Genomic DNA, 15,838 nt, shown 5'->3' with positions numbered 1-15,838 from the left:
ATCAGAACTAGATACAGTCTTTTCACTTTTGGTATCAAATTTCATCGCTTCTTTCACCACTTGAAGTCCATCATCCACTGTTTTTCTTATTGCTATAGTTAATGTATTGAGTGACTTATTAACTGCACTAATTGCTGTATTTTTAACTTCAGTAGCAATATCATTGGCAGCATTACCATTGGAAAATTTACCATCTTTAGCCATGGCTCTTAGCGCTATTCCTCCTGCTATAATTGCATCTTTGGGAGTAACAGCATTTCCAGTGGTTTCCTTAGCTAATTTAACAGAATCACTACCATCTTTAATCATAGCTTGTAAGATGTCAGCCCCAGTTATTGCCTCAACTGCTTTTGATGCATCAGCTGCAACTTTCTTAGCATTGTCATCAGTACCAGCAGCATTATTTCCATTGGCAAATAATTTTCCTGATTCACCAGAACCAGCATTACCATTACTCCTTTGACCATCTCCAGCAATCTTTGCCTTATTGGCATCACCAGCATCAGCTTTTCCTTGATCTTTAAGTACCTACTTCTACAATTGCCTTAATTCCTTTAACTAATTCATTAACATTAATGCCTGCAACACCACCCGCATCATTAGCAGCAACATTTCCAATAAGACCATCTGCATCACCAATAGCCTCACTAGCAGTCTTTGCTCCCCCAATTATCTTGTCAAGCGTCTCACTAACAAATTTATTAACCACATTCTCTACTCCTGAAGCATTCGGATTCCCTTCACTTTTCATATCCAATACAATTTTATTGAGCTTATCCTTTGTCCCTTGCACAGTCTCACGCACTGTCTTAAAATATTTCCCCCACATTCGATTTCTTACTCTCCACATTTAACCCCAATACACTCCTCCCAACAATATCCCCAAAAGACGTAAAAATATTCAAAAAATCATTCCCCCAAATTTACCAAAGACTGTAAAAACTTATTCTTCGATTTCTCTTTTTCCAATACTCCACTATTACAGCCCATAACCAACATAACTAAACTAATTCCAATAATGCGTCTCATGCCTCTTATCATCTTTCCACTACCCCCTATCATCATTAACGTTTATTTGTCTAATTCCTCTCATCTTCTTTTTTCTTCCTTAACAAACTCTTTAAAAAATCCCCAATCTTTAAATCCTCAATTATTCAAAGCTCCCTTCTCTTCCTTTAATTTCTCACTAAGATCACCTAAATAATCTCACCTAAATAAGCTCTCCTCACTAAGATCATTTAAATATAATCTCCTAACTTCTAAAAAAAGTTACTCTCTTAAAGTCTCCTTTCTTCTCTCCTTTAAAAAATTCCTTGCTTCTCTTCTCAAAAGTTCCCTTTTCTACTTTATAAGTTCCCCCCCCCTTTACTTTCTTCTTTAAAGAGTCTCTATTTCTATTTTTAACTTTACTCCAACAGAAAAAATGAAATGCAATGAAAATGAATGAAATGCACACATGATAAATAAACGCTTAATAAAAATATAAAGGAAATATATAAATCACTTAATTTAAAAAGAAAATATCTTATCTATATGACTTCACAAAGAATAAGAGAAGTGTTTCTTTGAAATAACTTTTTTTTATCTTACTGATTTTGATCGATAATTACCTATTGTTTTCCGCTCGATGATGATCCTACTGCCTGCTCTTCTTGTTTAACTGTTGAGAGTGCTTCATTTATATTTTTTAAAACACTAAACAAATAATGCTAATAGCAATTATTAAAGTACTTAATATCTTGTTTACTGCAACTTACAGCTACACTATTAACTGTCGTTACAGTCTCATTTTCATTATTTTAATAGAAAATTTATCATCCTTTGCCATTTGCTCGCAATGCTACCCTTCCTGCAATAATCGCATCTTTCTTTGCTGAACCTTTAATCTGTTTCTTACTACCTTTAACAGGAGCAACCGAAATCTCTTCGCTTGCATCAGTAGCTTTTTCAATTCCCTCAGTACCATCACAGCATTAAGATTCTCTTTAGATGAAATTATAGATTGCAAGATATCAGCACCAGTTACTACTCCTATTAAAGTTGCTGCTGCTTATGCTGTCACATTATCAGCTCTATTCCCATCAGTAGTCATAGTAAATAATTTACCAATATCCTTCTTTTTATCACCTTTACTAGCATCAGTATCTGCCTTACCTTCTTTTAACACCAAGTCAACTATTTCCTTAATCCACTTTACAAGTAATATTACACCTGTAACATCTGCAGGTTTCACAATCCCCCCCATTGTTGACAGCATTACCTATAGCTTCACCTTGTAGCCCCTCTAGCTGTTTCCTTTGCTCCTCCTTCAATCTTATCTAAAATGCTAGAAATAAACTGAACAACAACTTATCAAACAAACACACTATAAATCAAACTCAATTACAATAAAACATTCAAAAAATAACACATATAAAAATAAAAAGTACTTACTACTCTTAATAACAACTTCACCTAAATCTTACTAAAAATACTAATAACATATCAACAATTGATTTTATCCCTTCAACTAAGAAGGTAACACTATTAAGTAAAAAAACAAAATACAAATACTAACTAGATATAATATCATAAAATAAAAAAAGGAAAACAATCCTCATACAGAGAAAAGTTTTCCTAAATTTAGTTATATATTTATTCCTCTTGTTATTAACTTAATCTTTAGAAATTGTCTTATCAGAAATTACAGGAGTATCATTAGTATTCATTTTCATTGCTTCTTTAACCATCTTAAGTTCTGAATCAACAATATTTCTTATTGCCACTGTGAGTGTCTCCAATACTTTAGTTACTGCACTTACAGCTGCTCCTTTAATTGTAGAAGCAATAACTCCTGCATCAGAATCATTAGCATTAGCAAACTTACCTCTCTTTGCCATTGCCCGCAATGCTATCCCTTTCCTGCAACTTCTGCATCTTTAGGTGCAGCAACACCAGCAAAATTAGATGCATTACCAGCAGAATTCTTAGCTAACTTAACAGCAGCACCACTGTCCTTAATCACAGCTTGCAATATATCAGCACCAGTTACTGCTCCTACTGCTTTAGAGGCGTCTGCTGCTAATTTTTTTGTATTAGCTTCATTGCTACCAGAATTATCAGAAGCAAATAACTTAATTGCCCCATTATTATTTCTTGCAGCAAGATCTTCAGCTTTATTATTATCTCCCGCCTCAGCATTGCCTTTGCCTCTAAGCACTACATCTACAATATCTTTAATTCCCTTCACTAGACTATCAACATCCTCAGCACCTCCATTATTCTAAGCAGCACCAGCAGTAGCAACATTCGCAATAGATCCAACAGCATTACCAATAGCCTCACTAGCAGTCTTTGCTCCCCCAATTATCTTGTCAAGCGTCTCACTAACAAATTTATTAACCGCACTCTCTACTCCTGAAGCATTCGGATTCCCTTCTCTTTTCATATCAGCAACAATTCTCTCAAGCTTATCCTTTGTCCCTTGCACAGTTTCCTGCACTGTCTTAAAATATTTCCCAACATCCGATTTCTTAGAATTAACATTTAACCCCAACACACTCCCAACAATATCCCCAAAAGAAATAAAAACACCAATAAAACATTTCCCAAACTAATTAAAGACTGTAAAAACTTATTCTTCGACTTCTCTGCTTCTAATACTCCACTATTACAGCCCATAACCAAAACTAAACTGATTATAACAATTGTTTAAAGCTCCCTTCTCTTCCCTAGCTCTCCTAAATAAGACCTCCTTCCTTCTAAAAAAAGTTACTCGGTCTACATCCTCCTTCCTTCTCTTCTTTAAAGAGTCTATATTTCTCTTCTTATCAACTTTACTCCAACAGAAAAAACTAAAGAAAAATAAATAAATGATATTCACACATGATAAATAAAATGCTTAATAAAAAATATAAAAGAAATATATTAAATCAATGAAATCTAACAAGAAAACATCTCCCTGTATGTCTCAAAAAGACAAAGAGAAGTGTTTCCTTTAAACAACTTTTTTTATCTTACTGTTTTTATCTAAACTACTATTTATTGCTGTCCACTAACTGCAGCTTCTGATGCCTTATCTTCTTGTTTAACTGTAGCTAGTACTGTATTTATCTCTTTTAAACCACTATCAACAGTATTTCTTATTGCTATTATAAGAGTACTTAATGCCTTATTTACTGCACTTGCAACTGCTCCATTTATTGCACTAGCATATTTATCGTCATTCTTAGCAGCAAGTTGACCATTGTTAGCCATTGCCCTTAATGCTATCCCTGCCGCAATAACTGCATCTTTTTTTACTGAAGCTACCCCAAACTCCTTATTATCTTCTTTCTTAGCAGTAGCAATCTCGGCTGCATTCTTTGCTTCCTCGATTTTAATCTCACCAGTACCTACCTCAACAGAACTAGCAATAGCTTGCAAAATATCAGCACCACTTACTGCTCCTATTGATGCACTTGCTGCCGCTGCTTGAGCTTCATCTCCACCATTATCTTTAGCACCAAGCAACTTACCAATTGATTTTTGTTCTGTATCACCAGTCTTAGTAGCATCTGCCTTACCTTCTTTTAACACAACGTCAACTATTTCTTTAATTCCTTTCACAAGCACGTTTACACTTGCAACATCTGCTGATTTAGCATCTACATTTTTGACAGCATTTCCAATAATAGCATTATCTGTAGAACCCTTTGCTGCTTCCTTTCCTCCTGCAGCAATCTTATCTAATGTCCCAGTAATAAATTGCTCAACTACTTCTTTCACTTTTGGATAGTTACCATTCTCTGATATAACATCTTTTAACTTACTTTTCACTGAAGTCATAGTCTTCGCAATATCACTAAAATACTTCCCTATATCACTCTTCTTTGTATCCGCCTTTATTCCCAATGTCCCACTCACCATATCCCCAAAAGCAACAAAAACATCCAAAAATCCCCTCCCTAAATTCGCAATAGAACTCAAAAACTCATTCTTCTTTTCTAGCTCCGCTACTCCATTATTACAGCCAATAACAACCATAACTAAACTGATTACAATCATTCGTTTAATGACTGTAATTTTTCATATGCCCCATTCCTTCTACAATCCTCCCTTTTATCTCTCCTCTTTTTCCTTTATCTTTTTATTTTCCTAAGATTAGTACAAAAATAAAACACAAATAAATGAATGATATATAAATTGAAATTTACTTGCTAAACAAAAAAATAAGAAATACTTCATAAAATACAAAAACAGGAAAACAACTCTCATACAGAAAAAATTTTCCTAAATTTAGTTATATATTTATTTCTCTTGCTATTAACTTAAGATTTAAGAGTTATCTTATCAGAAATTAAAGGAATATCATTAGTATTAATTTTTATTGCCTCTTTAACTTCATTAAGTCCCAAGTCCATTGTTTTTCTTATTGCAATAGTTAACGTATCTAATGCCTTTAGTAACCGCACTTACTGCTGCTCCTTTAACTGCAGCAGCAATATCATCAGCAAGCATTACTATTAGCAAATTTATCATCCTTCGCCATTGCTCTTAATGCTATACCTCCTGCTATAGTTCCATCTTTAGGAGCTGTAACAACATTCCCAGTTGTTTCTTTAGCTAGCCTAGCAGCATCACCATTATCTTTAATCATAGCTTTAAAATATCATCACCATTTACTGCTCCAACTTCTTTTGCTGCATCTGATGCTGATTTTTTAGGATCATTAACCATGTCCCTTGCACAGTTTCCTATACTGTCTTAAAATATTTCCCAACATCCGATTTCTTACTCTTCACATTTAACCCCAATACACTCCCAACCATATAACCATATCCCCAAAAGACGTGAAAACATCCAAAAAATCACTCCCCCCCCCCAAAAAAAAAATTCAACTAAAGACTATAAAAATTTATTCTTGGATTTCTTTTCTTCTAACACTCCATTATTATAATCCCACCATTATCACCATTACTCTTCTCATTCTTTTCACTATTCTTCACTTTTATTTCATTTTGTTTCATTTTTTGTTCCCACCTTTCTTTTATTAAAAACAAGCAAAACAAAATAAGTAATTAACACATAAAATGAATAAAGAATTAAGAAAATACACTTAGAAAATTACAAATTTAAAAATGATAAATAAATGCTATAACATAGCTTAACAATAAAAGAGAGCTTATTCCTTAGCTCTCTTCGCTACTTCTTTTACATAATCTATTATCTTCTCTTTCTTACATAAGAATAATGATTATAAACTACCTCACTTACTCATTAGTCTTACCTTCAGAACCCTCTCCCTGTTTAATTTCTACTAATACCTTATTAATCTCTTTTAATCCTTCATCCACCGTATTCCTGATTGCTATTGTTAATGTAGATAATACTTTGTTTACTGCATTAGCTGCTGCACCCTTAGCTCCTTCCGCTTCTGTCTTATTGTTACCATTATCCTTCACAATAAACTTACCATCTTTTGCCATAGCTCTTAGGGCTATAGCAGCTGCAATAATCGCATCTTTCCTTGCCGAGTCCTTAATTTGATCCTCATTAGCATTACTAGTACCCTTAGCTAAAGCCAAAGCAGCTGAATCCTCAGCCTCACTAACCTTGCCATCTTTTTGAGCAGCAGTAGCAGCAGCAATAGCTTTCAATATATCAGCACCACTTACTAATCCTATGGATGCACTTGCTGCAGCTACATGTTTATCCTCAGCACCACCTTCAGCACTATCACTTTTACCCCCAAACAACTTACCAATATTCTTTTTATCATCTTCAACTGGACTGGTTTTATTTGCTTGTCCATTTCCTTCACTTATAACCAAATCAACTATTCCTTTAATTCCTTTTACAAGTACATTTACGCTTGTAGCATCAACACTAAGACCACCAACATTAGCCTTTACAACCTCACTAATTGACACTTCATCAGTAGCACCACTAACAGCAAGCTTAGCTCCTTCCGCAATTTTGTCTAAAATCCCAGTAACAAATTGCTCAATTACTTCTTTCACTTTTGGATAGTTACCATGCTCTGCTACAACATCTTTTAACTTACTTTTTACTGATGTCATAGTCTTGGCAACATCACTAAAATACTTACCTATATCACTCTTCTTTGTATCCGCTTTTATCCCCAATGTCCCACTCACCATATCCCCAAATGTCACAAATACTTCCATAAATCCTTTCCCTAAATTCACAATAGAACTCAAAAACTCATTATTTGTCTTCTCTTCTGCTAATAACCCACTATTACATCCCATCATTACCACCAGCATCATTTTATTACCACAATACCTCTCTTAATCACCCCCACTTATCCTTCTTCATTCTCTCATCAATCTCCCTTATCCCATTATTTTTCCCTTTACTCTCTTCTACATTTCTATTATTTTTTGCATTTCTTTTATTTCTTTTTCTTGCCTTATTGTTTTATTTATCTTTACATAAATTTAGGGCAACAGAAAAAATGAATAAATGAATATAAGAATATGAATTCATCATTATATTTATATTTAACTTCTTCTTTTACCTTTAATTTAATCAAAAAATATAAGGCAACCTAGAATAATCTCTAAGATTGCCTTATACTATTATTCCCAAATAATCTAATATCCATCTTCTTAATTTGGTTTATTCTTTACTACCACTTGGCTTTGAAATTGATACTTGTGGACTTCTTGCTTTATCTATTTCCACTTTCGCTTTTTCAACAACATTCTTTACTGTCTTCTTTATTACTTCTTCCACTGCTTTCAATAACTTATTTACTGCTGTTATCCCTACTGATTGTACTGCTTTTTCATCATCGTTATTATTCTCTGAAGCTAGTTTACCTCCCTTAACCAATGATCGCAATGCTATCCCTCCTGCCACTGCCGCTGCTTTAGCTGCTCCTTGTGCTACGCGAGCTGCTTGACCTCCTTTTGCAAACTTTAGCGCACTTGTACCTGCATCTGCATTTCCCCCTAGTTCTGCATCAGCATCACTCACTGATGACTTAACTATTGCATCTAACATCTCTTCCCCACTAACTGATGCTAATATTACTGCTGCTTTACCTGAATCTCCTGCTGCTGGATTAGCATTTGTACCTAAAACTTTAGCCCCATGTTCTGGATTAGCTCCTCCTATTAACGCTTGACCCAATGTCAACTTATTTTCCTTCAGCTCTTCAACACCTTCTTTCTTAGCTGCTGTTATTATCCCTGTCAATGCATGATGTAACTTCTTTAATCCATCCGTATTTGCCGCAACTCCCTGCTTGTTATCATTTTTTACCTCACCCACTAGACTAGAATCACCTATATCTTTTAAAAACTCTAAATGTCCTTTTAACGTACCTAACACTCCCTTAGCTACATCAATTGCACTTCTAATTGTTTTGTTTGATAAGCCATCTTTCTCAATATCTATCTCTGATTTTTTTGCTACTGCTTCTAATTCGTCTGATGCTTTCTCAAGTTTAGCACCTAATCCACTAAAATAATCTCCCACCTGTTGCTTAGTTGTAGTTGCTTTCGCAGCAAAGCCTAAAACATCTGAAACCAACTCTATAAATGCATAAAAAACATTCTCTGCACTCCTCCCGACGTCAATCAACACCTCATTTAAACTTTTCCCTTTCCCTTCTGGTTTCTCTACTTGTTGTCCACATCCCATAATTCCAATAATCATAATAATGCTCAAACTTTTCTTGATAATCTTACTCATCGTCCCACTACCCCCTCTAACTTCTTCATTTGTTTTTATTTCTCTAATTCCACTCATCACAATTTTCCCTCCTTAATCAACTCTTTAATTCCCCCCAATCTTTAAATCCGCAATAATTTAAAGCTCCCTTCTCTTCCCTTCCCTCTCTAGCTCTCCTAAATAAGCTCTCCTTACTCCTAAAAAAAGTTACTCAGAATACATACTTCCTTCTCTTCTTTTTCTTCTCTTATCATTCCTTTCTTCTCTTCTTATAAGTTCCCTTCTCTTTTTTAAAGAGTCTCTTTTATCTTTTTTATTGAGTCTCTTCTTCTCTTTCTATCAACTTTACTCCAACAGAAAAAACGAAAGAAAAATGAAGAAATGATATTCACACATGACAAATAAACGCTTAACAAAAAATATAAAAAAATACATTACAATCAATGAAATCTAACAAAAAAACATCTCCCTGTATGTATAAAAAAGACAAAGAGAAGTGTTTCCTTTAAAGAATTTTCAAACTATAAAATCAAAAGAAAATTTAAATTTGTTAGCAAAAAAATAGGTGGTAATGAGCATGGATGAATAAAGCCGGCAATAAACAAGGATCAGCAGCAGATGAAGAGGAATTAAAATGCATACAAGACATTGAAAGGAATAATAAACGCAGCTTGCAACTATTTCTTTAATTCCCTTAATAAGTCAGTTCAAAACTGTAATTCTTGAGAGTTTAACATTCTAATCTTTCACAGCTTAACATAACAACATCAACATCAAATTATAACCACCTTTTAAAATCTTCCTTTGCACCAGTGATCGCTCCAATTGCTTTTGTTGCATCAACAACTGACTTCTTTACATCATCAATAATTTCAGTATTACCATTAAATAATTTTTATACACCATTATGAGCTCCTACAGCTCCTGCAGTAGCTGCATCACCTATAGGAGCATCTTTTTTAACAACCCCAGCAAGATTAGTTACAGAAGCAATGAATTTCGAAATTATTTCACTACAACAGACTCAACTTCTCTAGTATCAGCATGAGGACTTTTAAAATATCCCCCCACCTTGCCTCCCTTATCCTCAGGTTTAATAGCATTAACTCCAAATGCATTTCCAATAACACTTCCAAAACTATTAAAAATCTCCTGAAACCCTTGCCCCCAATCTTAACTAAAGAATCTAAAAAACTATTCTTCTTCTCTAATACCTCTTTCTCTGCTAACAACCCACTATTACATCCCATCATTCCAAAACCATCATCACCACACCATACTATAGATAATTGTATAAAATTTAATCAAAATAATAGAAAATTCATTTAAAGGGAACACTTCTCTTATTCCTTGTGGAGGTATATAGGGAAAATGTTTTCTTTTTAAATCAAGTGATTTCAATATATTATATTTCTTGTATGTTTTTCTAACATTCATTTAGCATGTGTGTATTTAATTCATTTTTTGTTTGTTCATTTGTGCTTTGCTCTTGATTTAGACTTAAAAAGAGAAAGAATAAGGAGGGAAAAAAAGAAATGAAAGAAATATAAGAGATAGAGAAGGGAAGCGAGAAGGGAGAAGGATAAGTGGGTTTATGAAGATAAGTAGTACATTAGATGCTGATTCTGCAGATTTATCTTCTTGTTTAACCGTAGCTAGTACTGCATTTATCTTTTCTAGACCACTATCAACAGTATTTCTTATTGCTATTATTAAAGTACTGAGTGTCTTACCAACAGCACTTGCGGCTGCTCCATTTATTGCATGTGCAGATTTATCTTCACCATTCTTAGCAGCAAATTTACCTCCCTTAGTCATAGCTCGCAATGCTATTCCTGCTGCTATTACTGCATCCTTTCTTGCCAAATCCCCAAGATCCTTATTGTCTTCCTTATTAGCAACTGCAATCTCTGCCGCATTAGTTACTTGATCAATAGCTTTTCTTATTAGCGTCTCCTGAATTTGATATAGCTTGCAATATATCAGCTCCACTTACGACCCCTATTGATGCACTTGCTGCTGCCGCTTGTTGTTCTGTTCCACCATTATTTTTTTCACCAAGCAACTTACCAATTGTTTTTTGCTCATTATCCCCAGTCTTATTAGTTTCTGCACTTACCTTATCCTCCAAAACTACTCCAACCATTTGTCTAATTCCTTTAACAAGTGCGTTTACACTTTCTGCTTCTGCGGGTTCACCATCCTGATTGGCAATAGCACCACCAAGAACAAATTCACCCTCAGCACCTTTTGCTGCTTCTTTAGCACCTGCTGCAATCCTGTCCAATGTATCAGTAATAAACTTATCAACAACTGCTTTAACTTTTGCATAATTCCCACCATTCTTTGCCACCTCTGCTTTCAATTTCTCTTTTACTGAAGTCATAGTCTTCGCAATATCACTAAAATACTTCCCTATATCACTCTTTCTTAGTATCTGCCTTTTTTATCCCCAATGTCCCACTCACCATATCCCCAAATGCCACAAAAACGTCCAAAAAGCCTTTCCCTAAATTCGCAATAGAACTTAAAAACTCATTCTTCTTTTCTAGCTCCGCTACTCCATTATTACATCCCATCATTCCCAAAATCATCATTACCCACAATATTTCTCTTAATCACCCCACTTATCCTTCTTTACTTTTCTCTCTTCTCTCCTTTTTTTATTTCTTGCATTTTTTTATTCCCTCCTTATTTCTCTATAAAAGCTTACATCAAGCGACCAATCAAAATGAATAAATAAAACGAATGATACATAAATGAAAAAAATAAGAAAATACAATTATAAAATAAAAAAAATGATAAATATTAATAAGACATACTAAAACGCCAAAAAGGGAAACAATTCTCCCACAGAAAGAGAAAAGTGTTTCCCATTAAATAATTTTATTATTTAATTTATATTTATTTAGTCGCAATACCAGACTCTGTAGTTACAGGAGTATCTTCAGGATTAATTTTCATTGCTTCTTTAACAGTCTTAAGTCCTGTATCAACTGTTTTTCTTATTGCTACAGTTAATGTATCTAACACCTTAGTAACTGCACTTGTTGCTGCTCCTTTAATTTCAGAAACATAATCATTATGACCACCAGCCTCACCACCAGGAAATTTACCATTCTTTGCCATAGCTTTTAACGCTATACCTCCTGCTATAACTGCATCTTTAGCGTTAGAGGCATCATCAGCATTAGCAGAATTATTTTTAGCCAATTTAACAGCCTTGCCTTCATTACCTTTAGAAATAGCTTGCAATATATCAGCACCAGTTACTCCCCCAACAGATTTTGATGCATCAGTACCTGATTTCTTTGAATCAGCATTAATAGCAGTATTAGCAAACAACTTAGCCGCGCCATTATTATTACCCCTTGCACTACCATCTTCAGCCTTTTTATCAGTACCAGCCTCAACACTTCCTATATTTCTAAGCACTACACTTACAATCTTCCCAATTCCTTCACTAAGAGATTTAACAGAAGCTTCTTCTGCAGCAATACCTGCAATCGTTTGAGCAGCAACATTACCAATTAGTTCATCACCTGTGATACCAATAGCCTCACTAGCAGTTTTAGCTCCCTCTATTATCTTATCAAGTGTCTCACTAACTAATTTCTTTACTGCACTCTCTACTCCAACAGCATTCGGATTCTCTTCTCTCTTCACGTCAGCAACAATTTTATTAAGCCTATTCTTAGTCCCCTCTACAATTTCTTTAACTTTCTTAAAATAATTCCCCCACATCAACCTTCTTAGTATCCAAAAAATTAAAACCCAATACACTTCCAACGATATCCCCAAAAGAAGTAAAAACACCAATAAAATCATTTCCCGAGCTAATTAAAGAATGTAAAAATTTATTCTTTGACTTCTCTTCTTCTAATAAACCCATCATTACATCCCACCACCACCATCAATACACTTATCACCACTAATCTTCCTACCATATTCATTTTTCTTCTCTTCCCTCCCTTCCATTCTTCTTTTATTGATTTTATCTCTTTCTTGTCTCCTCGACTTTTTCTTTACAAGCTCAAAATAATAGCAAAACAAAAAAACAAATAACACACAAATGAATAAAAAATTAAGAAAATACACTTATAAAATGAAAAATAAATACCATAAAATATGGTAACTTTTAACACCAAAAGAAAATTATAACACTAGATTAACTTACCTCCTTATATCATAATATAATTTAAATTATTTATCCCCAATTATTCTAGCAAGATATACATTAACTTTAAGGTCATATACTAAAATAAAAACAAGAAAACAACTATCCCACACAAAGCATAAAGAGTTATATTAAATAATAATATTTAATATAACTCTTTATTTTTCACACACACAACTACCAAAAGTATTTTTTATTGAAACTATAAAAGTACTGAATATCTTATTCGCTCACTAAAACTATAATATTAATACATGAAAAGATATATCTTCATTCTGCTCAGCAGCAAATTTATCACCATCTGTCATTACCCTTAATAATACTTATCTTAAAACAGATGAATTCTTTTAAATTGGTTTGCCTTAAACCTCCTGAGCCTTTTTCTTAACTTCAGCAATCTCAAAAACATGCTTAGCTTAATTAAGCCCAAATTCATTAATATAAGATTCATAAAAAATATAAGATTCATAAAAATCAGCAATAACTTTCAGAATATCAATACCATAGTTCAACCTTCCCAATTATTCCTTCAAATAACTAACTCATCTATTGACTTAAGCAAAACTTCAACTTCCCTCACTCCTTTCAGCCAACTCTATTACTTTGCATTGCTCCTCAAGATTTTTTTTCTTATTTTTTTCACTGAACAAACCATCTGCATCAATATCAAACATCAATCTTTGCTTCTTCCTTACAATTAAACCCCTATCCTTTAAATCTGACAGAAACTTCCTTATTCTATAATGCGATAACTTGGTATCTTGATGAATTTGACTCAACGACTTTATAGTACGATTATCATCTTCCAAATTAGATGCAATAAATTCAACAGATTCATCAAATAATCCAGACACCTTTTTATTTCGTAAATTAACACTTCGTATACTTTTTCGCAACTTAGGTTTTAAACTGCTCTTATTACACTCAACAACACCACATAAAAACATCGACTTTGCTGCATAAAACTTATGATAAGCATTTTGTACAATACAGAACACCATTGCTAAAAATATATCTAGACAAATAGACAATAATAATAACGAATAAACAAAAATTATATTAAGATAATCATCTTTAGCAATAACAACAGATGTCCCATTCAACACATTCGCAGCCTTAAATCGATTGTTATTGATAGCCGTTGTTTCAATCAAATTACTAAGCCTGAAACGCAAATCTTTTAAAGAATTTAAATATTCATCCCTTTGATTAAACAAAGCCTTATTTTCTGTTTTTGCATTTTCAATTTCTCTCAAATAATCTTGCTTCATAGTCTTATATGTATAGTCCAAATTTAAATGCTTATTCTTAGCATATTCTATTCGATCATTATTATTCTTTATCTTAACATCAATACTAGTTATTTCACTCTCGATTATCCGTTCTTTATCAGAAAGTAATTTACGAATACCTTCTTCTTGCTCACTCTGACTTTTCTTAACACTTAAAACAGTGTCCCTAATAGTATCCTCAAACATTAGACTAAAAAAACTTTCAAAACTCATCCACGAACTCACAGACTGAGTTACAAGTCCTATCACTAACAATACAAATATTGCGACTTTTTCTAAATACACAAACACTGAAGCTTTTACAACACCCTCAACTACACGCTTTCTGAGTAAATATAGAAAATACAATAATATTGACGATGGTACTATTATAATGACTATCGTAAATGGTAATGTAAAATATAATTTGGAATGGTTACCAACATTATAACTCACAATCCCTCTATGAGAATGCAAAACATTAAAGAAAAATAAAAATAAAGCAAACATTATTAACCAAATGTTGCGAACAAAAAATTCAAAATTAAGTCTCCAAGATTCTACAATACTAAATTCAACATTTATATCTTTTTTATCATATTTACTTATCATCAAAGACCTCTCTCCAATTATATTACTATATAATCAACAAATCTCACATACTCTCTACAACTTTGTGATGAAAACAATCAACTTGAAATGATAATAACTTAACATAAGTTATTATACCTATATGAAATCATAACATACCTCAATCTTTACCTAACATCACAAATACTTGCACTACAAAATATGAAACAGAAAGTATAGAAATAACCGTCAAAGTAAAATAATCAAAGATAAAACAACTATCTCTTAAATACTAGCCTGCTCTTAATCACAGTCAATTGAGATGAGACTTACCATAAAGTAATACTCAATTCATCTATCCTAACATCAAGTTTAACTACCATAGCATCACAAGCTTGTCTCTTTTACCATCCTTTTATTCAGCCTAGCCTAAACTTTATCCATCTTTACATCAAGACTAAATCCAATCTTATCCATATCTTCATTCACATCAATCTTAAGTATACTTATTTTACCATCTTTTATCATCTAAATAATAAAAACTATCCAACATTCTACCTTGAAAAAAATTAAACCTTTTTTCAAGAACACAATCACTGATAATTTGACCACCAAATATCAAAACTATGATACTCTCCTCAGCCTTAATTAAAACTTTCTACAAGGTTCATAAACAAAAAAAATTGTATAAAAAAATCACCTCGACACAACTAGTCAAAAGTGAAATTTTTATATACAATAAAAAATATAATCCAAAGAATACCTAAAATCTAACCTTTGGATTAAAGGAACTTATGAATAGTTTAGCAAAAGAAACAAAAAATTTCAAATCAACCGGCACAAAAAGCCAAATAAAATCAATACTAAAAAGTCTTGTTGACTTAAATCAATACAAAACATCACCTGAGATAACACATATCCCCGTATCTCAGGTCAGATTACAAGCAATAAAAACATTTAAACGATATAAGAGAATGCTTAAGATCTATTGGGCAATAGATACTAAAAATCAAGACTATAAAAAATCAAGTGGTATTGAAGAATATTCCGCAAGTGATATCTACAATATAGTAAGTAAACTATTAGAAAATGATGGTAATAAAAAGGTATCTAAAAGAACTATTAGAAGAGACATAAAACTTCTAAATGAAACAGGCTT

The 15,838-nt window shown here is 33.0% G+C and carries 8 protein-coding genes and 6 pseudogenes; 1 reads left to right on the top strand and 13 read right to left on the bottom strand.

Annotation, left to right across the window (positions count from 1 at the left end; translation table 11 throughout):
• The 13 genes and pseudogenes from U881_RS11125 to U881_RS13380 all read right to left on the bottom strand — a co-directional run.
• Window positions 1-1,062 (bottom strand): annotated as a pseudogene (locus tag U881_RS11125) (variable large family protein); the annotation flags it as partial.
• Between the two features lie 548 nt (window positions 1,063-1,610).
• Window positions 1,611-2,328, bottom strand: a pseudogene (locus U881_RS12900) (variable large family protein); the annotation flags it as partial.
• Window positions 2,329-2,654: 326 nt separating this feature from the next.
• Window positions 2,655-3,660 (bottom strand): annotated as a pseudogene (locus U881_RS11115) (variable large family protein).
• A 360-nt stretch (window positions 3,661-4,020) separates the two neighbouring features.
• Window positions 4,021-5,025, bottom strand: a complete 1,005-nt coding sequence (locus U881_RS0107320) for a variable large family protein (RefSeq protein WP_024653811.1) — start codon at window positions 5,023-5,025, stop codon at window positions 4,021-4,023.
• Between the two features lie 263 nt (window positions 5,026-5,288).
• Window positions 5,289-5,691 (bottom strand): annotated as a pseudogene (locus U881_RS13800) (variable large family protein); the annotation flags it as partial.
• A gap of 23 nt (window positions 5,692-5,714) precedes the next feature.
• Window positions 5,715-5,789: a variable large family protein gene (locus U881_RS13795; protein ID WP_407637310.1), complete on the bottom strand. Its 75-nt coding sequence runs from the start codon at window positions 5,787-5,789 to the stop codon at window positions 5,715-5,717.
• A gap of 441 nt (window positions 5,790-6,230) precedes the next feature.
• A complete protein-coding gene (locus U881_RS0107295) occupies window positions 6,231-7,250 on the bottom strand; it encodes a variable large family protein (RefSeq protein ID WP_038364042.1) in 1,020 nt (339 codons plus the stop codon).
• A gap of 352 nt (window positions 7,251-7,602) precedes the next feature.
• Window positions 7,603-8,682 (bottom strand): variable large family protein, encoded by a 1,080-nt coding sequence (locus U881_RS0107290; RefSeq protein WP_038364047.1) that lies wholly within the window; start codon window positions 8,680-8,682, stop codon window positions 7,603-7,605.
• 992 nt (window positions 8,683-9,674) lie between these two features.
• On the bottom strand, window positions 9,675-9,914 hold the full coding sequence (locus tag U881_RS0107280; protein WP_152520705.1) for a hypothetical protein: 240 nt from the start codon (window positions 9,912-9,914) through the stop codon (window positions 9,675-9,677).
• Between the two features lie 364 nt (window positions 9,915-10,278).
• Window positions 10,279-11,258, bottom strand: a pseudogene (locus U881_RS11105) (variable large family protein); the annotation flags it as partial.
• A gap of 307 nt (window positions 11,259-11,565) precedes the next feature.
• Window positions 11,566-12,614: pseudogene (locus tag U881_RS11100) on the bottom strand (variable large family protein).
• Window positions 12,556-12,714 carry a hypothetical protein gene (locus U881_RS12895; protein WP_160164816.1) on the bottom strand — a complete coding sequence of 53 codons (159 nt, stop codon included), beginning with the start codon at window positions 12,712-12,714 and terminating at the stop codon, window positions 12,556-12,558. Before U881_RS12895 ends, U881_RS11100 begins: the two are co-directional and overlap by 59 nt.
• A gap of 690 nt (window positions 12,715-13,404) precedes the next feature.
• Window positions 13,405-14,721 (bottom strand): hypothetical protein, encoded by a 1,317-nt coding sequence (locus U881_RS13380; RefSeq protein ID WP_024653807.1) that lies wholly within the window; start codon window positions 14,719-14,721, stop codon window positions 13,405-13,407.
• A gap of 752 nt (window positions 14,722-15,473) precedes the next feature.
• Here U881_RS13380 and U881_RS11095 point away from each other — a divergent pair.
• Window positions 15,474-15,838: plasmid maintenance protein (locus U881_RS11095; protein ID WP_038364039.1), on the top strand; the 365-nt coding region annotated here is incomplete at its 3' end.

Origin of the sequence: Borrelia persica No12, from assembly GCF_000500045.1 — a bacterium.
Classification (GTDB): domain Bacteria; phylum Spirochaetota; class Spirochaetia; order Borreliales; family Borreliaceae; genus Borrelia; species Borrelia persica.
The sequence above is the reverse complement of the archived record's forward strand: the minus strand, read 5'-3'. Positions and strand labels throughout refer to the sequence as shown.

Excerpts from the sequence above, each read along its gene's own strand:
- U881_RS0107320 (WP_024653811.1), bottom strand. The coding sequence starts at position 5,025 with ATGATTGTAATCAGTTTAGTTATGGTTGTTATTGGCTGTAATAATGGA.
- U881_RS0107295 (WP_038364042.1), bottom strand. The coding sequence starts at position 7,250 with ATGATGCTGGTGGTAATGATGGGATGTAATAGTGGGTTATTAGCAGAA.
- U881_RS0107290 (WP_038364047.1), bottom strand. The coding sequence starts at position 8,682 with ATGAGTAAGATTATCAAGAAAAGTTTGAGCATTATTATGATTATTGGA.
- U881_RS0107280 (WP_152520705.1), bottom strand. The coding sequence starts at position 9,914 with ATGATGGGATGTAATAGTGGGTTGTTAGCAGAGAAAGAGGTATTAGAG.
- U881_RS13380 (WP_024653807.1), bottom strand. The coding sequence starts at position 14,721 with ATGATAAGTAAATATGATAAAAAAGATATAAATGTTGAATTTAGTATT.